The 23,805-nt window shown below is 68.3% G+C and carries 21 protein-coding genes; 3 read left to right on the top strand and 18 right to left on the bottom strand.

Features of this window, described 5'->3' with window-relative positions; translation table 11 throughout:
* Positions 1 to 14: 14 nt before the first annotated feature.
* The 8 genes from R9B84_RS08385 to R9B84_RS08350 form a co-directional block, all read right to left on the bottom strand.
* Positions 15 to 1,040, bottom strand: a complete 1,026-nt coding sequence (locus tag R9B84_RS08385; protein WP_423757610.1) for an ABC transporter substrate-binding protein — start codon at positions 1,038 to 1,040, stop codon at positions 15 to 17.
* Positions 1,037 to 1,837, bottom strand: coding sequence for a siderophore-iron reductase FhuF (gene fhuF, locus R9B84_RS08380; RefSeq protein WP_423757609.1), 801 nt, complete (start codon positions 1,835 to 1,837; stop codon positions 1,037 to 1,039). The genes R9B84_RS08385 and fhuF overlap by 4 nt, the downstream gene beginning before the upstream one ends.
* Positions 1,834 to 3,924 carry a Fe(3+)-hydroxamate ABC transporter permease FhuB gene (fhuB, locus tag R9B84_RS08375; protein ID WP_423757608.1) on the bottom strand — a complete coding sequence of 697 codons (2,091 nt, stop codon included), beginning with the start codon at positions 3,922 to 3,924 and terminating at the stop codon, positions 1,834 to 1,836. Before fhuB ends, fhuF begins: the two co-directional genes overlap by 4 nt.
* Positions 3,921 to 4,769 (bottom strand): ABC transporter ATP-binding protein, encoded by an 849-nt coding sequence (locus tag R9B84_RS08370; protein ID WP_423757607.1) that lies wholly within the window; start codon positions 4,767 to 4,769, stop codon positions 3,921 to 3,923. The genes fhuB and R9B84_RS08370 overlap by 4 nt, the downstream gene beginning before the upstream one ends.
* A complete protein-coding gene (locus R9B84_RS08365) occupies positions 4,759 to 5,778 on the bottom strand; it encodes a TauD/TfdA family dioxygenase (protein WP_423757606.1) in 1,020 nt (339 codons plus the stop codon). The genes R9B84_RS08370 and R9B84_RS08365 overlap by 11 nt, the downstream gene beginning before the upstream one ends.
* A 44-nt stretch (positions 5,779 to 5,822) precedes the next feature.
* On the bottom strand, positions 5,823 to 6,065 hold the full coding sequence (locus R9B84_RS08360) for an MbtH family protein (protein WP_021163602.1): 243 nt from the start codon (positions 6,063 to 6,065) through the stop codon (positions 5,823 to 5,825).
* Between the two features lie 88 nt (positions 6,066 to 6,153).
* Positions 6,154 to 6,822, bottom strand: a complete 669-nt coding sequence (locus R9B84_RS08355) for an RNA polymerase factor sigma-70 (protein ID WP_423757605.1) — start codon at positions 6,820 to 6,822, stop codon at positions 6,154 to 6,156.
* Between the two features lie 88 nt (positions 6,823 to 6,910).
* Positions 6,911 to 7,129 carry a hypothetical protein gene (locus tag R9B84_RS08350; protein WP_423760014.1) on the bottom strand — a complete coding sequence of 73 codons (219 nt, stop codon included), beginning with the start codon at positions 7,127 to 7,129 and terminating at the stop codon, positions 6,911 to 6,913.
* Between R9B84_RS08350 and R9B84_RS08345 the strand changes: the two genes are divergently transcribed.
* Positions 7,067 to 7,216 (top strand): HHHH-motif protein, encoded by a 150-nt coding sequence (locus R9B84_RS08345; protein ID WP_423759979.1) that lies wholly within the window; start codon positions 7,067 to 7,069, stop codon positions 7,214 to 7,216. The genes R9B84_RS08350 and R9B84_RS08345 overlap by 63 nt on opposite strands.
* 27 nt (positions 7,217 to 7,243) lie before the next feature.
* On the opposite strand, the gene R9B84_RS08340 is transcribed toward R9B84_RS08345, so the two are convergent.
* From R9B84_RS08340 to R9B84_RS08310, 7 genes are all read right to left on the bottom strand, one after another.
* Positions 7,244 to 8,266, bottom strand: a complete 1,023-nt coding sequence (locus tag R9B84_RS08340; RefSeq protein ID WP_423757604.1) for a fimbrial protein — start codon at positions 8,264 to 8,266, stop codon at positions 7,244 to 7,246.
* Complete coding sequence (locus R9B84_RS08335) at positions 8,263 to 9,009, bottom strand: fimbrial biogenesis chaperone (RefSeq protein ID WP_423757603.1); 747 nt, start codon at positions 9,007 to 9,009, stop codon at positions 8,263 to 8,265. Before R9B84_RS08335 ends, R9B84_RS08340 begins: the two co-directional genes overlap by 4 nt.
* 16 nt (positions 9,010 to 9,025) lie before the next feature.
* Entirely contained in the window at positions 9,026 to 11,479 is a 2,454-nt protein-coding gene (locus R9B84_RS08330; protein WP_423759978.1) for a fimbria/pilus outer membrane usher protein, read from the bottom strand.
* A gap of 120 nt (positions 11,480 to 11,599) precedes the next feature.
* A complete protein-coding gene (locus R9B84_RS08325) occupies positions 11,600 to 12,112 on the bottom strand; it encodes a fimbrial protein (RefSeq protein ID WP_034184132.1) in 513 nt (170 codons plus the stop codon).
* An 858-nt stretch (positions 12,113 to 12,970) separates the two neighbouring features.
* Positions 12,971 to 14,440, bottom strand: coding sequence for an efflux transporter outer membrane subunit (locus R9B84_RS08320; RefSeq protein ID WP_423759977.1), 1,470 nt, complete (start codon positions 14,438 to 14,440; stop codon positions 12,971 to 12,973).
* A complete protein-coding gene (locus tag R9B84_RS08315; protein WP_423759931.1) occupies positions 14,440 to 17,577 on the bottom strand; it encodes a multidrug efflux RND transporter permease subunit in 3,138 nt (1,045 codons plus the stop codon). The genes R9B84_RS08320 and R9B84_RS08315 overlap by 1 nt, the downstream gene beginning before the upstream one ends.
* A 15-nt stretch (positions 17,578 to 17,592) precedes the next feature.
* Positions 17,593 to 18,798, bottom strand: a complete 1,206-nt coding sequence (locus R9B84_RS08310) for a MexX/AxyX family multidrug efflux RND transporter periplasmic adaptor subunit (protein WP_423759930.1) — start codon at positions 18,796 to 18,798, stop codon at positions 17,593 to 17,595.
* Between the two features lie 150 nt (positions 18,799 to 18,948).
* Here R9B84_RS08310 and R9B84_RS08305 point away from each other — a divergent pair, with 150 nt between their 5' ends.
* Entirely contained in the window at positions 18,949 to 19,596 is a 648-nt protein-coding gene (locus R9B84_RS08305) for a TetR family transcriptional regulator (RefSeq protein WP_423759929.1), read from the top strand.
* 338 nt (positions 19,597 to 19,934) lie between these two features.
* Entirely contained in the window at positions 19,935 to 21,203 is a 1,269-nt protein-coding gene (locus R9B84_RS08300) for a M23 family metallopeptidase (protein WP_423759928.1), read from the top strand.
* Positions 21,204 to 21,368: 165 nt separating this feature from the next.
* Here R9B84_RS08300 and R9B84_RS08295 read toward each other — a convergent pair whose 3' ends face one another.
* The 3 genes from R9B84_RS08295 to R9B84_RS08285 form a co-directional block, all read right to left on the bottom strand.
* Positions 21,369 to 22,109: an amino acid ABC transporter permease gene (locus tag R9B84_RS08295; protein ID WP_423759927.1), complete on the bottom strand. Its 741-nt coding sequence runs from the start codon at positions 22,107 to 22,109 to the stop codon at positions 21,369 to 21,371.
* A gap of 2 nt (positions 22,110 to 22,111) precedes the next feature.
* Positions 22,112 to 22,834: an amino acid ABC transporter permease gene (locus R9B84_RS08290; protein ID WP_423759926.1), complete on the bottom strand. Its 723-nt coding sequence runs from the start codon at positions 22,832 to 22,834 to the stop codon at positions 22,112 to 22,114.
* Between the two features lie 96 nt (positions 22,835 to 22,930).
* The gene (locus tag R9B84_RS08285; RefSeq protein WP_423759925.1) at positions 22,931 to 23,746 is read right to left on the bottom strand and encodes an ABC transporter substrate-binding protein; all 816 of its coding nucleotides are present in this window, start codon (positions 23,744 to 23,746) and stop codon (positions 22,931 to 22,933) included.
* Positions 23,747 to 23,805: the final 59 nt, after the last annotated feature.

Here is a 23,805-nt window from a genome sequence, read left to right as displayed (position 1 = left end):
AACCCTCCGCGCGCTCAACGCGCGGCCGGCAGCTTCAGCATCGTATCGGTCATCACGTCGGCCAGCTTCAACGCCGACATCGGCCCGCCGAACCCCCAGATATTGCGTTCGATGAGCGCGGTCCTGTGATTGCGCAGCGCGGGCACGAAGCGCCACACCGGCGAATCGAGTTTCGCCGCCAGCGGCACGTCCATCCCCGACGCGGTCACGAACAGCACGGCCAGGTCGCGCTGCGTGAGCAGGTCGGCCGACGTCACGTACAGCGTGCCTTCCCGCGTCGGTTTCTTCGGCCACGGATCGAGCCCGAGCGCACGCGCGAGGCCGGCCGACGTGCTGTTGCCCGTATAGGCCCAGTAGCGGTCGGGCAAGCCGAGATCCTGCAGCAGCGCGATGCGCTCGCCCTTTCTGCCCGCCGCAGCGAGGCGTGCCGCATTGCGCGCGATCCCCGCGTCGAGTTGCGCGTCGACGGCCTGCGCGCGCGCGTCGCGCCCCGTCACCGCACCGATCGTCCGGAAGATCTGCCGCATCCAGTCGAGCTGCGTGACGGGCACGCCGTCCTCGGCAACATTCGGGCTGAACTGGAACAGGATCGTCGGCGCGATCCGGTCGAGCGCATCGAAGATCGGCGCATGCCGGAAGCCGACGCCGATGATCAGATCGGGCTTGACCGCGGCGATCGCCTCGAGCCCCGGCTCCTGCCGCGAGCCGATGTCGGTCACGTGCGCGAGCCGGTCGCTCCGGTAGCCGAGCCAGCCCGGATAAAACGCCGTATCGGCCATCCCGACCGGCACGATGTCGAGCGCGATCACGCTTTCCGCGAACATGAAGTCGAGCGCGACCACGCGCTGCGGTCGCACGGGCATCGTCGCGCTCGCCTGCGACACGACCGGGTTGCCGGCCAGCGACACGGCGCCCGGCGTGCGGTTGCCGCCGCCGGCAACGGCAACCGCACCGGCCGACGCGGAAAACACGCCGCAGCACGCAGCACCGAGCGCGGCGAATGCGCCCAACGCGTGCCGACGGCCCGCGTCGTGCGTCACCGGATCGCGTCCTGCCCGGCCAGCGCCGCGTCGTCCATCGTCAGTAGCAGGGGGCAGCTTCCACACAGTTGCGTTTCTCCAGGAATTTCGTAGCGCAGGCAGCACACGCGACGCGCGCGAAACGGTGTCGGCAGCAGCGGCGAGCGCGGCACGGCATCGCGCACCGGCATGCGCAGCGGATTCGGTTCGCAGGCAAAGCACGTCGCGCCGAACAGCCAGCCCGCATCGCGCACGGGATCGGCTGCGCAACGCAGCGACCGGCAGGTGTCGAGCAGATAGTCGAGCAGATTGCCCGCGTTGCTCCACAGCACGCGCGGCGTGACGCGGCCCATCGCGGCGAGCAGGTCGATCACCGCGCCGAGATGCGCGACGAGCCCTGCATAGCGAAGCGCGGGATCGTCGCACGGCGCGCCGAGCGCGTCCGCCGCGAAATACAGCGCAACAGGCATCCCGTCGTCGAGCGCGACGAACGTGCGCTCGGGCGTCATGTCGAGCGGCCGGCCGAGCGTCAGCGCAGCGACGACGCCGGCCGGCACCGCACGGCCGAAATAGTATTTGCTCCATTGCGACATCAGCGCGCGCGCATGCTGTGCCGGATCGCCGCCGTAATGGCGGACCATCGCATCGAGCACTGCGTCGCGATGCTCGGGCAACGCGCTGACGGGCACGACGATGCGGCCCGGCGCGTGCGCGTCGTCAGGCATGCCGAGCCAGACGACGTCGAGATGCTCGGCGAACGGTTCGGGCGCGAACGCCGAGAAGCGCGTGGCGCGCGCGCCGTCGAGCGACGGCGTCATCGCCCCGCGCGCCGGGCGCGGCGCCCCTCGAGAATCAGCAGCCCGAGCAGGTACGGCGCGCCGATCAGCGCGGTCAGCACGCCGGCCGGCACTTCGCGCGGCGCGACGACCGTGCGCGCCGCGAGATCCGCGACGCCGAGGATCAGCGCGCCGCACGCGGCCGCGAGCCACAGCCGCGTGCGATGCCGACGCGCGCCGAGCATCGTCGCGACGTGCGGCGCCATCAACCCGATGAAACCGACCGGCCCGACCGCCGCGACGGCCGCGCATGCGGCGAGCGTCGCGATCGTCAGCGCGAGCGGCCGCAGCGCGGCCACCGGCAAGCCGAGCGCGGCCGCCTGGTCGTCGCCGAGCGCGAGCATGTCGAGCGGTCGCGCGAGCCACGCGAACACGGGCACCGCGAGCACGCACCACGGCAGCAGCATCGACACCTCGCCCCAACTCCGGCCATAGGTGCCGCCGACGAGCCACACGACGAAGCGCGCGGGCTGCACGCTTTCCTGCGTGATCAGCCATTGCGCGAGCGTGGTCCACAGCGCGCCGATCGCGATACCCGTCAGCGCCACCGCGAGCGGCGCATAACGATGCCGGTGATTCAGCGCGAGCGTGATCGCGAGCGACAGTCCGCCGCCGATCAGCGCGGCCGCCGCGAGCGTCACGTGACCCATCAACGGCCACGTCGACAATGCGAACAGCGTAACGAGCCCCGCGCCCTGCGTGACGCCGAGCACTTCGGGGCCCGCGAGCGGATTACGCACGACGCTCTGCATCGCGACGCCGCTCGCGGCCAGCAGCGCGCCCGCGAGCAGTGCACACAGCAGGCGCGGCATGCGCAGGTCGATCAGCATCCGCGCGAGCGCATCGTGGCCGGACAGCGCGGCGGACCAACGCGCGGGCGACAGCCACTCGGGGCCGGCCGACACGCCGCCCCACACCACCAGCGCGCCGACCACGAAGCACAACGCCGTGCGCAGCGGCCAGCCGAGCCGTTCGAGCCAGCCGACGAGCCGCGTCGAGCCGCCGCCCGCCGCGCGTTCGCCATCCGCATGCAGCACGCCCGACCACGCGGCGCCGCGCCGGATCATCGCGAGCATCAGCGGCGTGCCGACCAGTGCGATCGCGACGCCGGTCGACAGCGTCGCGTCGAGGCCCGACACGAGCACCGCGCTGTCGGTGACGAGCACCAGCGCGCCACCGGCAAGCGCCGACAGCGGCACCAGCACGCCGAGCCGCGCCGCGCGCGCGCCGCGCACCTGGCGCAACAGGTTCGGCGCGACGAGACCGACATACGACAGCGGCCCCGCGATACTGACGGCCACGCTCGTGAACGCGACCGCGACGAGCGTCGCGGCGAGCCGCGTCGCATCGACGCGCACGCCGGCCGCGGCCGCCGCATCGTCGCCGAGCGTGAGCGGATTCAGCGGCCGGATCACGAACGGCAGCGCGACCAGCGGCACGACGAGCCAGCGCGCGGCGAGCGCGAGGCCCGTCGCGCCCGGCTGGTAAAGACTGCCGTTGGTCCACAGCGCGGCGCCCGCGATATTCTGCTCGAAGAACGCGAGCACGAGCGTCGACAGCGCGGCGAACAGCAGCATGCACACGCTGCCCGCGAGCACGAGCCGCAACGGCGTCGCGCGCCAGCCGCCGGCCGCAACGATCGCGCACGCGGCGGCGGCCAGCCCGCACACGAACAGCAGCGGCACCGATGCGACGCCCGCCAGTGCCGGCACGAGCATCGCCGCGAGCAGGCCGAGCTGCGCGCCGCCCGTCACGCCGAGCAGGTCGGGCGACGCGAGCGGATTGCGCGTGAGCGACTGGAACAGCGCGCCCGCGATGCCGAGGCAGCCGCCCGCGACGAGCGCGGCCGCGACACGCGGCAGGTTGAGGTCGAACAGGAACACGTGTGCGAGCGCGGCACCGTCGCTGCCGGGCGCCGCCGCCCACCACACGCGCACATCGGGTGCGACGCGCAGCGCCGCGAGTATCGCGATCAGCGCGACGAGGCCGATCGCGATCGTGCCTGCCCGGCCGGACGTCGCGCCCTTCCCCGTCGCCGCGAGGCGCTTGCGCATCGCGAACGTCGTCATACGGCGAGATCCCGATCGAAGACGCCGGCCGCCTCCGGCATGCCGGCGCTCGACGGCCCGTAGGCCGGCACGCACATCGGCGCGCCCGTCTGCGGATGCGCGAGTTTCAGCATCTCGACGCCGAACGCCGCGCGTAGCCGCGCCGGATCGAGCATCGCGTCGGGCGAGCCCTGCGCGACGAGGCGGCCCGCGCGCATCAGCACGATCTCGTCGCTGTATGCGGCCGCCTGGTTCAGGTCGTGCAGCACCCACACGATCGTCAGCCCGCGCGCGCGGTTCAGCGCGCGCAGCGCATCGAGGATATCGAGCTGGTGATGGATGTCGAGATAGGTCGTCGGTTCGTCGAGCAGCACGATCGGCGCCTGCTGCGCGAGTGCCATCGCGATCCACGCACGCTGCCGTTCGCCGCCCGACAGCGCGCCGACGTCGCGGCCCGCGTCGTCGGCAAGGCCGCTCGTCTCGAGCGCCTCGTCGATCGCCGCATGGTCGGCCCGCGACAGGCCGCGCAGGAAGCCGCCGTACGCATAGCGCCCGTACGCGACGAGCTCGCGCACCGTGAGGCCCGACGGAATCTGGTTGAACTGCGCGAGCATCGTCAGCTCGCGCGCGAGCGCGCGACGGCGAAACGACGCGAGCGGCTTGCCGTTCACTTCGACATGGCCGGCACGCGCAGGCTGCAGGCCCGCGAGCGTGCGCAGCAGCGTGCTCTTGCCGCAGCCGTTCGGCCCGCACAGCGCGGTCACGCGGCCGGCCGCGATCGACAGGTCCAGCCCGTCGATCACGACATGGTCGCGATAACCCACCGTCAACCCGCGCGCGGCAAGCGCGGCGGTACTACGCGTCACCGGTCCTCCGTTCGGTCGCGCGCGGGACCGTACAACTCTGCGCCATCGCGACGACGACCTTGCGCGGCCCCTCGAACGGGTCGCGCGCATGCGCGGTCAGCATGTTGTCGAGCATCAGCACGTCGCCCGTGCGCCACGGGAACACGATGCGCTGCTGGTCGAGTACGCCGCGGATCTGCGCGAGCGCATCGGCCTCGAGCGGCTCGCCGTCGCCGTAGTACACGTTGCGCGGCACGTTCTCGAGCCCCACCGCATCGACGAGCGCTTCCTGCATGTCGTCGTCGAGCGCGGACAGGTGAAACAGGTTCGCCTGGTTGAACCACACGCGATCGCCGGTGCGCGGATGGCGCGCGACGGCCTGGCAGCGTTCGCGCGTGCGCAGCAGCAATTCGCCGTCGTCGTCGGTGCGCCATGCGGATTCGATGCCGCGCGCCGCGCACATCCGCTCGACCTCGGCCGGCTCGTCGGTGCCGAACGACTGCTGCCACGGCAGGTCGAGCCCCTGCCCGAAATTGCGCACGTACAGCAGCTCGCGCCGCTCGAAGCGCGCGATCAGCGCCGGATCGAGCGCGCGGTACACGGCGCGGCTGTCCGCGATCGGCGTCGCACCGCCCTTGGGCGCCGCGAGCGCGCAGTGGAACCAGATCCGCAGCGGCCATTCGCGCGTATACGACTGCTCGTTGTGCAGCGGAATCGCGCGGTGCGGCGGGTATTCGGTCGACGTGTAGACGGCGCCTTCGACCTGGCTGCGCGGCGTCGACGCGTATTCATAGCCGATCAGCGGATCGCCGAACGATGCCGCGAACTGCTGGAACGCATCGATCGACGGCACGTGAAAGCCCGTGAATAGCACGCCGCCCGCCCGTTCGAGCGTGTCGGCCGCGATCTCGCGCGCCAGCGGCGCGACGTCGTCGATCGACATCCCGTCGCTGCCGCGCGGCGACACGACGGTGGGCAGCCCCGGCTCGATACGCAGGTCGTCGAGCGTCGGCAACGAAAGCAGGGTCATGCAACGTCCTCTTCAGGTGGCGCGCCGGATCACGGCGCAGCGGGTCACGATGCGCGCGACGCGCGCTCGCCGTCCATCGCGCGGCGCAGGCTCGCGGGGCGCATGTCGGTCCAGACGGTCTCGATGTGCGCGAGACAGTCGGCCTTCGGGCCGCTTACGCCGACCTCGCGCCAGCCGGCCGGCACGGGCCGGAACGTCGGCCAGATCGAATACTGTTCTTCGTCGTTGATGACGACCGTGTAGACGAGATCGTCGGTGTCGGCGGAAGGCGTCGTGGCTTGCGTCATGATCGGAAAAAAACGGGAGACGGTTGAAGGATGCGAAGCGGCGGATTTCGCCGCTCCTGTCTGATAGACGATTGGCCGGCGTGTTTTTTTACCGCCGCCGCGCGCGACCGCCCAGGAACACCGGGCACGCGACGCCGCGATGGCACGCGTCGAGGCATTCCGCGCAGTGGCGCTCCGCGTCGCGCACCATGAAATGCACGAGCGTCTGCGATACGTTCAGCGCGCGCGCGGTGGTCTGCAGTGTCTCCTCGCGCAGCCGCACCATCTCGAATGCCGCGCGGCTGCGCGCCGGCAGGTCGTCGAGCGCGGCCGAGACGCGCCGCAGCGTATCGCGCGTCATCAGCGCGGCTTCCGGCGTCGGCTCGGGCGACGGCACGTCGAAGCCGTCGTCTTCTTCCGTGTGATAGACGTTCTCGAGGCTCTGCCGGCGGCATGCGTCGATCGACGCATTGCGCACCATCCGCGTCACGTACGCGACCGGTTGGCGCACCGCGTCCTGGTTCGGGAAATCGACGAGCTTCACGAATACGTCGTGCACGACATCCTCGGCACGGCTCGCACAGCCGACGAAGCCGCGCGCGACATTGACGAGCATCGCGCGATGCGAGATCAGCACGTCGAGCAGTGCGCCCTGCGCGCGGGGCTCCGCGGCACGGCGCGCACGCGGCGCGGCGCGCGGCGGCAGGTCCGGATAACTGCCGAGGAACGGGTTCGCCGCTGCCGTCGCCGGTCGGTCGAGCACTTCCGCCATGGCCATCGATCTGCTCCGTCAGATTTCGAGATAGAGAAATTTAACGTAAACGCAAATCATTCTCAATACGATTCCCGAATACCCCTTTCAGTTGTCAGGATTTGTCTGAACAATTGGCGAGATCGTTGTTCGAGCGGACGGGGTTCGCTTCGTCGATCGCAGTGTGTGGCGAGCTTTCGGCGGTGATTCGAGCTTCAACGACAATGACTTCAACATGAAAACGCGACTGAAATCGCTCGCCGCCGCCGCCGTGCTCGCACCGGCCATCGCCGCAGCGCATCCGCATCGCGTATGCCACGTCAACCATCGCCATCACAAGGTTTGTCGCCGGGTGCGGCAAGCCTCGCGCAGCAGATGCGGAAAAGCGCCGGCTGGCCGGCGCTTTTCCATGGCTGGATGACAACACGCGCAGTCGCGCCCGCGTCCGTCAGTAGATAAACAACCGGATCGTCGCCGTCGCATCGAACCGCCCGATCTTCGGCGGCCCGAACGACTTCAGCACGGCGTCCATCAATACGCTTTGGTTCATGACGTTGGACGGGAATTGAGCCAGGTTGAACTGTTGGTTGAACGGAATCGCCTTGCCCTGGCTGTCTTCGATGCCGATACCGAAATTGCTGTCCTTCGCGGGCACCAGCAAACCGTTCTGAACCGGATAGCTCGTTTCGAAGTACCCGTCGACACGTACCGCAACGTTGCATTGCTTGGTCAACGACAACGAGAATCGCTTGCGCGGCACCGCCGGCAGGAAGCCGTTGCCGACCGCTTGCACCTGTCCGAAATTGACGATGCCCGGTTCGGGCGTCACGAGCACGTCGACGAAGCACGGCGTCGGCTTGAGGTTGCGCAGGCCGCTCAGGCGGTACTGGAAGCTCGTGCCGAATGCATTCAGCCCGAACTCGCCGTCGAACTGGAACACCGTATAGATATCGCTCGGCGGCTGGACCCAGTTGCCCTTCTTGCGCACGACGACCTGATAGTCGATGCTGATGCGCGTCTGCTGGCAACGCCCGCGGTTGAAGTCGTACCGGCTGCACGGCGGCACCGAATACCCGGTAAACACCCCGCCGCCGCGATTGCTGGTCTTGTCGAAATAGTCGACGCCCTTGTAGCGGATGCCGATCTCGAGCCCCCATGCGGCAGGGCTCGTGCGATTCGGATTCGCGTAGAAGTAAATGTTGTCGACGACCTTCAGGCTGCCGTCGTCCCCCAGGTCCTTGTAGCAATACCCCGACGTGGTGCGCACCGGCGACACCCAGATCACGTAGCCGTCCGGCGCGTCGGTCGGATACGACGCAACGCCGCCGATCGGCTCGGTCAACGAAGTCGCGCCGCTGTTGGTCAGGCAGCGCAGTGCCCATGCGGGCTGCACGGCCGCGACCAGCAGCACGAGTACGATCCAGCGCAACCAGGCCGCCGGCGATTCCCGATGACGCATTCCCCCGCTCATTTCTTCACGCTCTTGCACGCACCCGCATCGCACGCATACTCGACCGCCACCTGGCCGCCGTAATCGTCGATATGCGTGATGAACAGCGTCGACGGCGTCGCGGCCTTGAACGGCACATCGGCCGTGCTCATCGGGCTCACCATCACCGGCTCGATCGGCACCGGCGTCTTCTGTGCACCCGCGCTCACGTCGACCACCGTTACGTGGTACGGCGTCGGGTTGTCGAACACCAGCTTGTGCGCGGCCGCGTCGACGCGCAGCGTCATCGGCAGCGTCCAGTCCTCGTCGCGCGCGGGCTGCACGGCCTTCGGCCGGTAGAACAGCTTCATCTGCGTATGCAGCGCGATCTGCAGCGTGTTCGGCGTATCGGTCTTCGGCGGCACTTCGCGGATGTTCAGGTAGAACACCGATTCGCGATCCGCCGGCAGCGCCGTGCCCGGCAGCTTCGCGATCCGCAGCACGTTGCGCTCGTTCGCCTCGACGCGCTGCAGCGGCGGCACGACCATCAGCGGCGACGTGATCTTGTTGCCCTTCGCGTCCTCGAGCCACGACTGCACGAGATACGGATACGTCGTGCTCTTGTTGGTGATCGTGACGATCGCGGCCTGCTCGCCTTCGTTGAAGATCACGCGCGTGCGGTCCGGCACGATCGCCGCGTGCGCGGCGCCCGCGAGCAGCGCACCGGCGGTCGCGAGCACGCACGACGCGCGGCGCAGGAAGGACAGGAAAAGAGAATTTTTCATCGCAGGATCCGTGGATTCATCGTTCGACCCGCGCGGCCGCTGCGTGCGACTCGCCGGGCGTCTGGCACGTCACCGGGATCGGCGTGCCTTCGAGTTGGAGCTGGTTCGGCAGCGCATCGACCGCGCAGAGCGTGCGTTCGCCCGCGCGCACCGCGAGCGACGACTTCGGCTGAACCTGCGTCAGGAACGCCGCACCGCCCTCGCCGACGATGCCGAGCTCCTTGCCGTTCGCCGCGTCCTGCACCGACGCACCGAACGGCAGCGGCTTGCCGGCCGCGTCGATCAGCGTCAGGTACAGGTTGCTGCCGCGCGCGGCGGAGAACTTCACGAAGCCGATCGCGCCGTCGGTCAGCACCATGCGCTGGATCGGGTTCGACACCTGCACTTCGAGCGGCAGCTTCTCGACGTTGACGGTCGCGTCGTACACGTTGTACGGCGAGATGCCGTCGAGCACCGCATAGCCGCGCGAATCGGTATGCGTGAGCGTGCCGGACAGCGGCACGTCACGCACGCCGTCGGTCGACACCAGCAGCCGCGTGTCGCCCGCGTTGCCGTTCGCGTGCGCGGACACGCCGTACTGCGTCGCGACGAACGAACCGTCGACTTCCAGCGACGCCGCCGCATACGCATTGGCGAGCGTCGACGCCTGCGCCGTGAGCTGGTACGCCGACGTGCGCTGGCGGAAGCTCGCGTTCGCCGACGCGCGGCCGTCGGTCTCGCCGGCGTTGACCTGGTAGGTGCGGCCGTCCGGATCGTCGTAGATATAGCCCGCGTTCACGCTCGTGCTGCCGCTGCCCGTCGTCAGGTTCGACGTGACGGTGTGGCGGCCGCCGATCGGCAGCGTCGCGGTGATCGAGAACTGGTTGCCGCTCGCGCCCGCGCTCTGTGTGCGAAATGCCGACACGCTGACGTTCAGGTTGCGCAGCGTGCCGACCGAGAACGCGCGCGTCAGCGTGAGACCGACGCGCTGCTCGGACGAACGCGCCCAGTAGGTCGTCTGGTCGTACGAGAAATAGGTCGACGTATCGCCGAAGCGCTTCGACATCGTCGCCGAGTAGCGCTGCTTGCTGTTGGCGAGGCCGTATGCGGTCGGGTCGCCCGTGAACTGCGCGAAGTTCGTGTATTCGCGCTCCGAAAACCGGTAGCCGAAGAAGCGCACGTCGGCGTCGAGCCCGTCGAAGTGCTTCGAATAGTTGACGCGGTACGAGTTGCCGTTGCGCGTCGCGCCGTTCCACCACAGGCGCGCCCGCGCATGCGTGACGTCGGCCGACACGGCGCCGAAGGTGCCGAAATCGCGGCCGACGCCGAGCGCGATCGACGTATAGCCCGATGCGGCGATGAAGCCGCCGTACACCGTGACGTCGAACGGCAGGCCGTACGCGATTTCGCCGAAGCCGAAGAACGGCGTGATGCCGGCGCCGCCGAACAGGCGCGGCTTGCCGACGGCGGCCTTGTAGCGCAACTGCCCGGTGCGCGCCAGGAACGGCACGGCGGCCGTCGTCACCTGGAAGCGCTGCACGCTGCCGTCCTCTTCCTCTACCGCGACGTCGAGCGTGCCCTGCACGCTCGTGTTGATGTTCTGCAGCGCGAACGCGCCCGGCGACACGCGCGTCACGTACAGCACGCGGCCCGCCTGCGACACGGTCACGGTCGCGTTGGTGCGTGCGACGCCCGCGATCAGCGGCGCATAACCGCGCAGCGAAGGCGGCAGCATGCGGTCGTCGCTGCGGATCGACGCGCCCGTCAGCGCGAACGTGTCGAAAATGTCGGAGCTCAGGTAGTCGTCGCCGATCGTCGCCGTCGACTGGATCGACGGCAGCGCGCGAAATGCGTAAAGCCGGCTGAAGCGGAACGTGCGGTCCGCGTACGCCGTGTTGCCCACGTTCGACTGCGCCTGGTAGTCGCCGCGAAAGCGCCATGCATCCCAGTTCGCGCCGATCGTCCCGTAGGCCTGGATCGCATTCGTCTGCCGGCCGCCCGCACCGAAGTTGCGGTTCGTGTTCGCGATCACGCGATAGTCGAGCATCGCGCCGGGGATCCCTTCGGACCAGCGCTCGGGCGGCAGGTAGGTCGAATCGCTGAATTCGAGCGCGGCCTGCGGAATCGTGATCTTGAGCCGCCCGTCGCTCTTCAGGTAACGCACGGTCGCCCCCTCGATCGCGCCGAGGTCGACGCAGCGTCCGCCCTGGAAGCGCGGCAGGTCCTTCGCGAGCGAAGGCTTCAGCCCGAACTGCGCGACGAGCTCCGGCCGCAGGCACGGCTTGCCCGCGCCGGACGCGTCGACGGCAATGAACTCGATCGACTGCAGCCCGTAGAACAGGTCGTTGACCTGCACGTCGAGCATGTACTCGCCCGGCAGCGTGAAGTCGGCCTGCGAGAACTGCGACAGGTCGACATTGCTCGTTCCGTCGATGTCGAGGAACGACGAATTGAATTCCGTCGCATGGCTCTGGCTGCCGACGACCAGCACGGAGACGCAAAGGAAGGAATGTCTGATTCGCACGCGGCGCTACCGGAAGTCCGAGGAAAGGAAAAACGGGAGGAAAAATGAACGAGGAAGGGTGCGCGCACCCTTCCCCGGTACGGCGGCTTACTGGTAGCGGACCGTGAAGTTCGCGACGCCGTCGGCGGTACCCGGCGTCACGCCGGCTGCCGTCGCTTCGTACATCGCTGCGAAGCGGGCGATGTTCGTGCCGTTTTGCAGCACGGTCGGCGCCTTCTGCTCGGCGCCGTTGTCGAGGTATTCACCCGACGCAGCCTGCAGGCGGATGCCGACATTGGTTGCCGAACCGATCGTGGCGAGCAGCTTCGGCTGGCCCGCGCTCGACGTGCCCGTGAACGTGAAGTACGCGTTCTGCGCGATGCTCGTGTCGCAGTCGGTCAGCTTGATGTCGAAGTTGGTCGGCGTGGACTTGTCGCCTGCCTGCTTGAACACGTTGGTCGGCACCTTGCCGAGGTTCACGGTCTGGTTGACCGAGCCCGAATCGATGCCGCATGCGCCCGCGACGATCTCGCCGGTGAAGTTGATCGTGCCGGTGCCCGCTGCGAAGGCCGAGGTCGACAGGGCCGCGAGTGCGACAGCGGTCAGGAGGGATTTTTTCATGACGTTTCCGTGAGAATTGCAAAGGGAATGGACGACGTGGCGGATACAAAAGGCAGCGTGTGGTTGGCTCCCGTCCGTCACGAGGCGGCATTATCGAGATAATCGTGAAAGTTTTTTGTAAATGATTGTTAAATGTCTCTGACAATGTTCGATTTGCGCCCCATCGATCGCATTCTTTCCCGGTAATTTCCAATTCGGACATTTTCATCCGCAGTCCTTTTTTGTTTCTCGCAACTGATTGAAGATTAAAGACATTTCTTTCCGGTAATCGTCGCAACCCCGCTTACCCTTGCTGGAATTGGCTCACGCCAATTCATCCCCGGAAAAGACAAAACATTGTCAAATGCCGCCACCGTTGGCAGATGGCAACGCCAGCATCAAATTATTTTCAACTGTCAGGAAATGAACCGCGCTTTCCATCAATCCTGATTTATTACGCAAACGATTGCGAATTGAATACAAACGTTTTACCGCGACACTTTGCCGCCCTCATTAATTTCAATGCACGGATTAATCCGACCGTCAATTCCATTTCGGGAATCAGACAATTGCGCCGCAGTCGGAACGAGACATGCAGGCCTGAATGGACGAGATGAAAATGGAAGATGCACGGCACACGTTTGCGCCGGGTGGCGACACGATCGGTCGCCGGATGCGGGCCGTTCCGGAAGATGCGCTTCCGCCCTGCCGCGGGATGAAAAACGGTCTGGATGACTTGCCCGGCAGCGGAAGGTCTCGCCGATAGCGATCGGCGATACAGCGGGCGACGATGTCGATCGAAGCGACGGCCGCACGACGAATCGTGCGGCCACCGTCTGGTTGCCCGACGCGCTGCGGCGTCAGGCGAAGTGCATCACATCACGCGGAAGCCGCGACCTCCGCCGACGCCGAGGCCGGCGCCCAGCCGCCGCCGAGCGCGCGATACAGCGCGATCGCGTTCGCGAGCCTGAGCTGCTTGAGCCGGATCAGCTCCTGCCCCGACTCGTAGGTGCTGCGCTGCGCGTCGAGCAGTTCGAGATACGTCGCGACGCCGCCCGCGTAACGACGCTCCGCGAGCTTCAGCCGCGCGCCGTCCGCCGTGTAGACGTCCTGCTGCGCCGCGAGCTGGCGATCGATCCAGTCGCGCGCGGCGAACGCGTCGGCCACTTCGCGGAACGCGGTCTGCACGGTCTTCTCGTATTCGGCGACCGCGATGTGCTTGCGCGCGTTCGCGACGTCGAGGTTCGCGCGATTGCGTCCGCCCGCGAAGATCGGCAGCGTGATGCGCGGCGCGAACGTCCACACGCTCGTGCCGCCCGCGAACAGGCTCGAGAACGCGTCGCTGACCGAACCGTAGTCGGTCGTCAGCGCGATGCGCGGGAAGAACGCCGCGCGTGCGGCGCCGATCTGCGCGTTCGCGGCCTTGAGCCGCGCTTCAGCCTGCCGGATGTCCGGCCGCCGTTCGAGCAGCGCGCTCGGTGCGCCGGGCGCCACGGGCGCGATCGACAACGTGTCGAGCGCGGTCGCGTCGCCGGGCACGTTGCGCGCGAAATCGCCCACGAGCAATTGCAGCGCCCGCACGGCCTGCGCATGCTCGCGCTGCAGCGCGGCCTGCGACGCACGCGCGGACGCCACCAGCATCTCGGCCGAACGCAGCTCGATCGCGTCGCTCGTGCCGGCCGCGTAGCGGCGCTGCGTGAGCGCGGCCATGCGCACGCGCGCGTCGAGCGTGCGCTGCGCCAGCGCAAGCTGTTCGTGCAGCGAGCGCTCCGATACATACGCACCCGCCACTTCGGCGATCACGCCGATGCGGACCGTGCGCTGCGCGTCGGCCGTCGCGAAATATTCGGCGAGCGCCGCGTCGGACAGGCTGCGCACGCGGCCGAACAGGTCGAGTTCGTAGGCGCTCACGCCGACGCCCGCGCGATACAGCCCGCTGATCGCGCTTTCGCGCACGACCGGGTCGTACTGGCGCGTGCGTTCATAGCCGAGATTCGCATCGACCGACGGCATCAGGTCCGCGCGCTGCACGCCGTACAGCGCGCGCGCCTCCTCGAGCCGGCCGGCCGCGATCCGCAGGTCGCGGTTGTTCGCGAGCGCCGCGTCGATCCACGCCTGCAGCGCCGGATCGGTGAAATACGCATGCCAGTCATCGAGCAGCGCGGCGGCGGCAGGCGTCGCATCAGACGCCGCCGCCGGCTCCAGGCTTTCGTCGACCGGCGCATAGGTAGCCGGCACCGGCGCCGCCGGACGCTCGTAGCGCGGCGCGAGCGAGCAGCCGGCGAGCGCGAGCGCGGCGGCCAGCGCGAGCTGCGCCCGCAGCGCAGCGCGTGCATTCAGCGCAAACATCATTGCGATCCCTCCATCGTCGCCGGCTGCGTCCCGCCGCGCCGGCGCGGGCCGACGTCGAACAGGCGGCCGACGATCACGAAAAACAGCGGGACGAGGAACACCGCGAGCACCGTCGCGGTGATCACGCCGCCGAGCACGCCGGTGCCGATCGCCATCTGCGCGCCGGACGCGGCGCCCGACGCAAACGCGAGCGGCAGCACGCCGACGCCGAACGCGAGCGACGTCATCACGATCGGCCGCAGCCGCAGGCGCGCGGCCTCGAGCGCGGCGTCGACGAGCGACATGCGCTGCGCGACCAGGTCCTTCGCGACTTCGACGATCAGGATCGCGTTCTTCGCCGACAGCCCGATCGTCGCGATCAACCCCACCTTGAAATAGATGTCGTTCGGCATCATCCGCAGCGTGACGCCGAGCACCGCGCCGATCACGCCGAGCGGGACGACCAGCATCACCGCGAACGGGATCGACCAGCTCTCGTAAAGCGCCGCGAGCGCGAGGAACACGACGAGCACCGACAACGCGAACAGCATCGGCGCCTGCGCACCCGACAGCCGCTCCTCGAACGATTGCCCCGACCACGAATAGCCGATGCCGGCCGGCAGCTTCGCGGCAATCCGCTCGATCGCGGCCATCGCCTCGCCGCTGCTGTGGCCTTCCGCGGCCGAACCGTTGATCGTGAACGACGGATAGCCGTTGTAGCGCGTGAGCTGCGGCGGCCCCATCGTCCAGTGCAGCGTCGTGAACGCCGCGAGCGGCACCATCTCGCCGCGCGCGTTGCGCACGCGCAGCTTCTTCACGTCGTCCGGATCGAGCCGGTGCAGCCCGTCGGCCTGCACGACCACGCGCCGCACCTGCGTGCCGTGCATGAAGTCGCCGATATAGTCCGAGCCGAACATCACCGCGAGCGTCGTGTTGATCTCGTCCATCGACACGCCGAGCGCCGAGGCCTTCGCGCGATCGATGTCGAGCTTCAGTTGCGGCGCGTCCTGCGTGCCCGCGAACATCAGGTCGGTGAGCGCGCGGTCCTTGCCGCCCGCCGCGAGCAGTTGCTCGCGCGCGGCGCTGAACGTCGCGTAGTCGAGCCCGCCGCGGTTCTGCAGCCGGAAGTCGAAGCCGCTCGACGAGCCGAGATCGGGCAGCGCCGGCGAGTTCATCGCGAACACCGTCGTGTTCGGCGTGCCCGCGAAGCGTTCGTTGATGCGCGCGACGATCGACTGCACATGATCGCGCTCGGCCTTGCGCTCCTTCCAGTTCTTCAGCGTGACGAAGATCATCCCGCCGTTCGGCCCTTCGCCGTACAGGTTGAAGCCGCCGAGCGCGAACGTATACGCGGCCGGCTCGTCGTGGCGGATGTACGACTCGACCTCGCGCACGCTCTGCATCGTTTCCGCGAGCGGTGTGCCCTGCGGCCGGATCACCATCACCATGAAGTTGCCCTGGTCCTCGTCCGGCAGGAACGCGGTCGGCAGTTGCGTGAGCATCAGCGCGGCGGCCGCGGTCAGCGCGCCGTACACGACGAGCCAGCGCAACGGCTTCTTCAGCATCGCGCCGACACGCGTCGCGTAGCGCTGCGTCGCACGTGCGACGAAACGGTTGAACCAGCCGAAGAAGCCGCGCTTCTCGTGATGGTCGCCGGACACGGGCTTGAGCAGCGTCGCGCACAGCGCGGGCGTCAGCGACAGCGCGAGGAATGCCGAGAAGCCGATCGACACCGCGAGCGACAGCGCGAACTGCCGGTAGATGTTGCCCACCGCGCCGCCGAAGAACGCCATCGGCACGAACACCGACGTCAGCACCACGGTGATCCCGACGATCGCGCCGCTGATCTGCTTCATCGCCTTGACGGTCGCGTCGTAGGGCCCAAGCCCTTCCTCGACCATCAGCCGCTCGACGTTCTCGACCACGACGATCGCATCGTCGACGAGGATGCCGATCGCGAGCACCATCCCGAACATCGTCAGCACGTTGATCGAGAAGCCGGCCGCGACCATCACGCCGAACGTACCCGCGAGCGCGACCGGCACGACGAGCGTCGGGATCAGCGTCGCACGCAGGTTCTGCATGAACAGGAACATCACGAGGAACACGAGCACGCCGGCCTCGATCAGCGTCGTGACGACCTTGTTCATCGACACGCGCACGAACGACGACGTCTCGTACGGGATCTGGTACTTCACGCCCGGCGGGAAATACGCGGACAGCTCGTCCATCGTCGCGCGCACGCGCTTCTCGGTGGACACCGCGTTCGAACCCGGCGCGAGCTTGATGCCCATCCCGGTCGCGACCTTGCCGTTCACGTACGACGGATAGTTGTAGTCGTTGCCGCCGAACTCGACGCGTGCGACGTCGCGCAGGGTCAGCGCGGAGCCGTCGGCCTGCGTGCGCAGCGCGATCGCGCCGAAATCGGCCGGCGTCTTCAGCGGCGCGTCGGCGAACACGGTCGCCGCGATCGGCGCGCTGGCCGGCACCGCGCTGCGGCCGATATCGCCGATCGTCACGCGCGCGTTGTGTGCGCGCACCGCCGACGCGATGTCAGACGCGGTGAGGCCGTGCCCGGCCATCTTCACCGGGTCGGGCCAGATCCGCATCGCATATTCGGCGCCCCAGAACTGCACCCTGCCGACACCGTCGACGCGACGCAGCGCCTGCACGACGTTCGCCGACGCATATTCGCCGAGCTGCACGTCGGTCATCCGGCCGTCGTCCGACGTCAGCGACACGACGAGCTGGATGTTGTCGGCGGCCTTCTCGACCTGGATGCCGTCGCGGCGCACGGGCTCGGGCAGCCGCGCCTCGACCGTCTTCAGCCGGTTCTGCACTTCGACGGCCGCGAGATCGGCGTTCACGCCCTGCTTGAACGTGAGATACAGCGACGCCGCGCCGGCGCTGCTCGTCGCGGACGTATACATCAGCCCCGGCGCGCCGTTCATTTCGCGCTCGATCAGCGCGGTCACCGATTCCTCGACGACCTGCGCGGACGCGCCCGGGTACGTCGCATAGATGCTGACGACGGGCGGCGCAATGTCCGGGTACTGCGCAACGGGCAGCGCGCGGATCGCGAACACGCCGACCAGCATGATGAAGATTGCGATCACCCACGCGAAGACGGGGCGATCGATGAAGAAACGTGCCATGTTGGTTTGAACCGGTCAGGTTTGACGGGCGGCCGCGTGCGAAGCGGCCGCTGCCGGCGCCGCCTTCGACGGCGGCGCCTTCTCGACGGGATTGACGGCCGTATCGGGCGCGAACTGCGCGGCGTTGTCGACGATCACGCGCTCGCCGCCCGTCAGGCCGCGCGTGATGCGCCAGTCATGGCCGCTCATCTGGTCGGCCGCGACCTCGACGTCCTTGACCTTGCCGTTCGCGCCGACGACACGCACCGACGTGCGATCGGTGGTGCGCAGCAACGCGTCGCGCGGCACGAGGATCGCCCGCTGGTCGACCGCCGTGTCGAGCGCGATCCGCACATACGCGCCCGGCAGCAGTTCGCGCTCGGGATTCGGGAACAGCGCGCGCATCGCGACGGTGTCGGTGGTCGGATCGACCGCGAGATCGCTGAACAGCAGCTTGCCTTTCAGCGGATACGCGGTGCCGTCGGCGCGCAACAGCGTCACCGCGATGTCGTGCTGCGCGATGCCCGTCGCGCGCCCGCTCTTCACCGCGCGGCGCAGCGCGTCGACATCGGCGGCCGGCTGCGAGAAGTTCACGTAGATCGGATCGAGCTGCTCGACGGTCGTGAGCGGCGTCGCCTGGTCCTGGCCGACGAGCGCGCCTTCGGTCACGAGCGCGCGCCGGGCGCGGCCCGCGATCGGCGCGGTGACGGTCGCATAGTCGAGCTGCAGTTGCGCACGCGCGAGCTCGGCCTTCGCGGACGCGACCTCGGCCTTCGCCTGCGTGTCGCCGGCGACGGCCTCGGTATGGTCGCGCTCGCTGACCGCGCGATCGCGCACGAGATCGTCGTAACGGCGGCGCTTGTCGCTCGCCGCGAGCAAAGCGGCCTGCGCCTTCGCGAGCGCGCCCTGCGCGGCGTCGCGCGCGGCCTTCAGCGGCGCGGGATCGATGCGGAACAGCACCGCGCCCTGCTTCACTTCCTGGCCTTCCTCGTAGGTGCGCGCGGTGACGATGCCCGCGACCCGCGCGCGCACTTCCGCCTGCCGGTACGCGTCGAGCCGGCCCGGCAATTCGACGGACATCGGCACGGCCGTCGGGCGCACCGTCACGACGGTCGCCTGCTTCGCGGTCTCTTTCTCCGCGCCCTGCTCGCCCTTGCCGCATCCGGCCACGACGAGCGCAGCCGCCAGCGTGAATGGCGCCAGCCGGCGGCAGCGCGACAGGAAGCACTTGTTGTTATTCATGTGTGACCTCGGATCGTTCGCCGCCGATAAAATGCGGCGGCTCAGGGTGGCCGATTATAATCAGTCACGACTGATTAAATAAACGCTGTTTCAATCTGACCGCCACACTGTCTCAATAAAACGACAGCGAATTGTAAGGAAACTCACGACATGGCCCGCAAGACCCGGGAAGAATCGCTCGCCATCAAGCACCGGATCCTCGACGCCGCCGAGCTCGTGCTGCTCGAGAAAGGCGTCGCGCTAACCGCGATGGCGGATCTCGCCGAGGCCGCCGGGATGTCGCGGGGCGCCGTCTACGGCCACTACCGCAACAAGATGGAAGTGTGTCTCGCGATGTGCGACCGCGCGTTCGCGCGCACGTCGGAAGGCTTCGACGCGGGCGACGGCCTGCCGCCGCTCGCCACGCTGCGGCGCGCCGCGTCGCACTACCTGCAGGAATGCGGCGAGCCGGGCCCGATGCAGCGCGTGCTCGTGATCCTCTATACGAAGTGCGAGCAGAGCGAGGAAAACGGCGCACTGCAGCGCCGCCGCATGCTGCTCGAGCTGCAGATGCTGCGGATCACGAAGGCGCTGCTGCGCCGCGCGATCGCGGCCGGCGAACTTGCCGCCGATCTCGACGTGCATCTGGCCGCCGTCTATCTCGTGTCGCTGCTCGAAGGCGTGTTCGCGTCGATGATCTGGACCAACCGTCTGCGCGGCAACCTGTGGAACGACGCCGAAGCGATGCTCGACGCCGGCTTCGATGCCGTCCGCACGTCCGCCGCGCTGCGCGGCCGCGCGCACAAATTGCCGGACTGACGAAATTTGTCGTAACAAATGCTGATTTAACCCGATTTACCGCACTGCGAAACGAATGAGCTGACCCCCTTTAAAATTTTTAACGTTTCGCGGAACATCGGTAGACTGACGCTGTCATCTTTCTTTAGCGTCTTCGTGATAACCGGGTTCGACCCGGTATGCACGCCGCCGTTCGAAGCGGGCCCGCCCCGCGCGTTGGGTCGAACGGAAACGACACAGGCCCCTGCCGGGGCCTGTTTTGTTGCACGCCCGCCGCCCGCCCCGTCGCCATCCGACGGCTGTGCCGCCGACGGCCCCTGCCCACACCCCTTTGAACCGCTTTCCTGGATGTGGACACCTTGGTCAAGCCTGCCGCAACCCCTGATGCTTTCGCGCCCGGCCGCGCGCAGCGCGTCGCGCGCGCGCTCGTGCCGGCCGCCGTGCTCGGCGCCCTCGCCGCACTCGGCCTTGCCGCCGCACTGCCGGCCGTGTCGCAACTGCCCGGCGCCGTCGATTCCGGCACGGCCGCGCTGCCGCAACGCGTGCTGTCCGACACGCCGTTTCCCACCGCGCAGCATTTCGTGACGAGCGAGCTCGCCCGCACGCTCGGCGAGCGCAATGAATACGGCGAACGCAACGACCGCAGCCAGCAGCCGGGCCTGTTCGCGCCGCTCAGTGCGCACCGCAACGACATGCTCGGCTATGCGAGCCTGTTCCAGTTAGCGCCGCCCGAAAACCAGCACGGGATGCGCGCGGGCGACATCGAGCTCACGCTCTCCGATACGCTGAACCGGCTCGACGTGCCGCCCGAGGTGCGCATCCAGCTCGGCGATCTCGTCACCGGCAAGGTCGCGATGCGTGCGAGTGCGCAGCGCGGCGACTATTACCGCGTCGCGTACGACACGAACGACGGCACGCCGCGCCTCACCGCGCTCGAACTGCGCGTCGCCGGCCGCACGTTCGGCGCGATCTGGTTCCGCGCGCCGGGCGCCGAGCACGGCGCGTACTACAACACGCTCGACGGCTCGCCGCTCGAAGCCGCCGCATTCACGATGCCGGTCAAGTGGACGCGCATCAGCTCGTTCTTCGGCGAGCGCATCCATCCGCTGTCGCAGGCGATGGCGTTCCATACGGGCGTCGATCTCGCCGCGCCGTCCGGCACGCCCGTCGACGCGGCGGCCGACGGCGTCGTGTCGTTCGTCGGCACCGATCCGGGCGGCTACGGCCGCTACGTGATCGTCGATCACGCGGACGGCTACTCGACCTACTACGCGCACCTGTCCGCGTTCGCGCACGGGCTCAAGACCGGCGAAACCGTGAAGCAGGGCCAGCGGCTCGGCTCGGTCGGGATGACCGGCGCCGCAACGGGCCCGCACCTGCATTTCGAGGTGCGCGTCGCGAACGATCCGGTCGACCCGCTGGTCACACTCGCCAACGCGCAGACGGCGCTGTCCGACATGCAGCTCACCGCGTTCCGCCAAGAGGCGGCGCAATGGCGCCTCCGCCTCGCGTCGATCAATACGGCGCCGTTCGCGTTCGCGCAGAACGACGGACCGCTGTGGGGCGATTTCGCGACCGACACATCGACGCTGCGCGCGGTCTTCAACGCGCACTACTCGGCGTCGTGATGCGCGTGCCGCCCGCCGTCGCGCTGTAAGCGGCGGCGCGGGCGGCCGGCCATCTATCGTTCATGTCCGTACTGCATACCGGGCCCGACCTGCCCGGTGTGCTGTCCGCTGCGGATATTCACCAGCGTTTCCTCACCGGCAGCTCACCACGGCCGCGGCACCCCCTCACCGCGCGGGTTCCGTGCACTCGGCCGTCGCCCGCTCGGCCGTCGCCCGCTCGACGCGTTCCGCGCGCGAGCCGCGCGACAGCAGCCAGCGTGCCGCGCCGTCGAGCGACGTGCACAGCACCAGATAGATCATCGCGACGAACAGGAAGATCGGCGCCGGATACACCATCAGCCGGTTGTTCACCTGCGTCGCGACGAACGACAGTTCCGGCACGCCGACGATATACGCGAGCGACGTGTCCTTCACGAGCGCGACCCACTGGTTGACGAACGACGGCGTCATGATCCGGATCGCCTGCGGCAGCAGCACATGGCGCACCGTCTGCCAGCGCGTGAGCCCGAGCGACAGCCCGGCCTGCCATTGTCCGTCGCCCGCGGCGACGATGCCGGCATGCACCGCATGCGCAAGATACGCGCCGCCGACGAGCGCGAGCGCGCAGACGACCGTCGCGAGCCCCGGCACATCCATGTGCAGCAGCACGGGCATCAGGAAGTACGTCCAGAAGATCAGCATCAGCACGGGAATCGCGCGGAAGAAGCCGATGAACGCGAGCAGCAGCACGCGTACCGGGCCGCGCGCGAGCGCCATCGCGACGCCGAGCGCGATGCCGAGCGCCGCCGATGCAACCGCCGACGCGATCGCAAGCACCAGCGACAGTGCGGCGCCGCCGAGCGGGCCGTCCGGGAACGCGCCGACGAGCAGGTACGGCAGGTTGGCGAGCAGCAGCGAAAAGTCCATCGTCAACGCCCCGCCCCAAGCCGGTCGCGCCATTGCGTGGCCGCGTACGCACCGGCCTCGATCGCGGCCACTGCCGCGACGTACAGCAAGGTCGCGACGCCGAACGCGGCGAAGGTCTTGAACGTTTCCGTTTCGACCTGCCGGGACGCATACGACAGCTCGGCCACGCCGATCGCCATCGCGAGCGACGAGTTCTTCACGAGATTCATGTATTGGCCGAACAGCGGCGGCAACGCGATGCGCACGGCCTGCGGCAGCACCACGTAGCGCAGCGACTGCATCGGCGTGAGGCCGAGCGCCGCCGCCGCGTCATGCTGCGCGCGGCGCACGCCGCGCAAGCCGGCTTCGCACTCCTCGGCGACGAACGCGGCCGTATACGCGCTCAACCCGATCCAGCCCGCGACGAATTCGAACGACGGCCATGCGAGCGTGAGCGGGCCCGCGCTCACTTCATGGCGCGCGTTCAGCCATGCGATCCACGTGTCGGGCAGCAACGACGCAACGCCGAAATACCAGAACAGCAACTGCACGAGCAGCGGCGTGTTGCGAAACGCGACGACATACGCGGACGCCGTCATGCGCAGCGCCGTGCCGCGCGCATGCCGCATGACCGCGAGCAGCAGCCCGCCGGCGGTCGCGACGACGGCCGACGCGGCCGCGAGGCCGAGTGTCAGCAGGAAACCCTGCCAGAGCCAGGACAGATATTTGGGAGCCAACCCGAGCATGCCGAGGTACGTGCGCGAAACACGCGATCGAAAAATGAAACGGAAAGCGCCGCGCTGCCGATGTTCCGGCAGCTCGCGGCGCGCGTGCGGCGTAGATCAGGTCTTGTCGCCGATGCGGAAGATGCGCGTGAGCGGCGTCTTCGTCGTCGGCCCGAACCACGCGTCGTAGATCTGCGTGGCGCGGCCGTTCGACTCGAGCCCCTTCAGCGTGTCGTTGACGAAGCCCAGCAGGCGCGTCTCGCCCTTCGGCACGCCGACGCCCATGTAGTCGTTCGAGATCGTGAAGGCAGGGATCTCGTAGTTCTGCTTGTCGGGCACGTTCGCGAGCAGGCCGATCAGTTTCGGGCCGTCCTGCGTGATCGCCTGCACGTTGCCGGCGCGCAGCGCGGCGAACGCGAACGGCGTGTCGTCGTACGCGACGATCGTCGCCTTCGGGAATTTCTCGCGCAGCGTGATCTCGTTCGTCGTGCCCTTGTCCGCGCCGACGCGCAGGCCGTTCAACTGGTCGGCCGATTTCAGCACGCCCCTCTTCGCGAGAAACTGCTGGCCCGACGAGAAATACGGAATGCTGAAGTCGACCTGCTTCGCGCGCTCGTCGGTAATCGTGAAGTTCGCGAGCACGAGATCGACCTTGCCGGACGCCAGGAACGGAATGCGGTTCGCCGGGTTGGTCGGCTGGAGCTGCAGCTTCACGCCGAGCTTGTCGGCGAGCGCCTTCGCATAGTCGACGTCGAGACCGACGATATGGTTGTTCTTCGCATCGACATAACCGAACGGCGGATTGCTGTCGAACGTTGCAACGCGCAGCACGCCGGCCTTCTTGATGTCGTCGAGACGGTCCGCATGCGCGACGGTGCCTGCGGTAACGAGCGCAGCCCCGACGAGCCACGTAGCGAGAGTGTGGATTTTCATGAGCACGACCTGATTTGTTATGAAGGCCGCCGCGGATCGCGCGGCGGCCCGGTTCGAGG

The sequence above is a fragment of the Burkholderia sp. NLJ2 genome, from assembly GCF_049487195.1.
GTDB classification, from domain to species: Bacteria; Pseudomonadota; Gammaproteobacteria; order Burkholderiales; family Burkholderiaceae; genus Burkholderia; species Burkholderia pyrrocinia.
This window is presented reverse-complemented; position numbering and strand designations above follow the sequence as displayed.

Bases quoted from the DNA above. Each gene is read 5' to 3' on its own strand.
- fhuF (WP_423757609.1), bottom strand. From the start codon at position 1,837: ATGACGCCGTCGCTCGACGGCGCGCGCGCCACGCGCTTCTCGGCGTTC.
- fhuB (WP_423757608.1), bottom strand. From the start codon at position 3,924: ATGACGACGTTCGCGATGCGCAAGCGCCTCGCGGCGACGGGGAAGGGC.
- R9B84_RS08365 (WP_423757606.1), bottom strand. From the start codon at position 5,778: ATGACCCTGCTTTCGTTGCCGACGCTCGACGACCTGCGTATCGAGCCG.
- R9B84_RS08360 (WP_021163602.1), bottom strand. From the start codon at position 6,065: ATGACGCAAGCCACGACGCCTTCCGCCGACACCGACGATCTCGTCTAC.
- R9B84_RS08355 (WP_423757605.1), bottom strand. From the start codon at position 6,822: ATGGCCATGGCGGAAGTGCTCGACCGACCGGCGACGGCAGCGGCGAAC.
- R9B84_RS08350 (WP_423760014.1), bottom strand. From the start codon at position 7,129: ATGGCGATGGTTGACGTGGCATACGCGATGCGGATGCGCTGCGGCGAT.
- R9B84_RS08340 (WP_423757604.1), bottom strand. From the start codon at position 8,266: ATGAGCGGGGGAATGCGTCATCGGGAATCGCCGGCGGCCTGGTTGCGC.
- R9B84_RS08335 (WP_423757603.1), bottom strand. From the start codon at position 9,009: ATGAAAAATTCTCTTTTCCTGTCCTTCCTGCGCCGCGCGTCGTGCGTG.
- R9B84_RS08325 (WP_034184132.1), bottom strand. From the start codon at position 12,112: ATGAAAAAATCCCTCCTGACCGCTGTCGCACTCGCGGCCCTGTCGACC.
- R9B84_RS08320 (WP_423759977.1), bottom strand. From the start codon at position 14,440: ATGTTTGCGCTGAATGCACGCGCTGCGCTGCGGGCGCAGCTCGCGCTG.
- R9B84_RS08315 (WP_423759931.1), bottom strand. From the start codon at position 17,577: ATGGCACGTTTCTTCATCGATCGCCCCGTCTTCGCGTGGGTGATCGCA.
- R9B84_RS08310 (WP_423759930.1), bottom strand. From the start codon at position 18,798: ATGAATAACAACAAGTGCTTCCTGTCGCGCTGCCGCCGGCTGGCGCCA.
- R9B84_RS08305 (WP_423759929.1), top strand. From the start codon at position 18,949: ATGGCCCGCAAGACCCGGGAAGAATCGCTCGCCATCAAGCACCGGATC.
- R9B84_RS08295 (WP_423759927.1), bottom strand. From the start codon at position 22,109: ATGGACTTTTCGCTGCTGCTCGCCAACCTGCCGTACCTGCTCGTCGGC.
- R9B84_RS08290 (WP_423759926.1), bottom strand. From the start codon at position 22,834: ATGCTCGGGTTGGCTCCCAAATATCTGTCCTGGCTCTGGCAGGGTTTC.
- R9B84_RS08285 (WP_423759925.1), bottom strand. From the start codon at position 23,746: ATGAAAATCCACACTCTCGCTACGTGGCTCGTCGGGGCTGCGCTCGTT.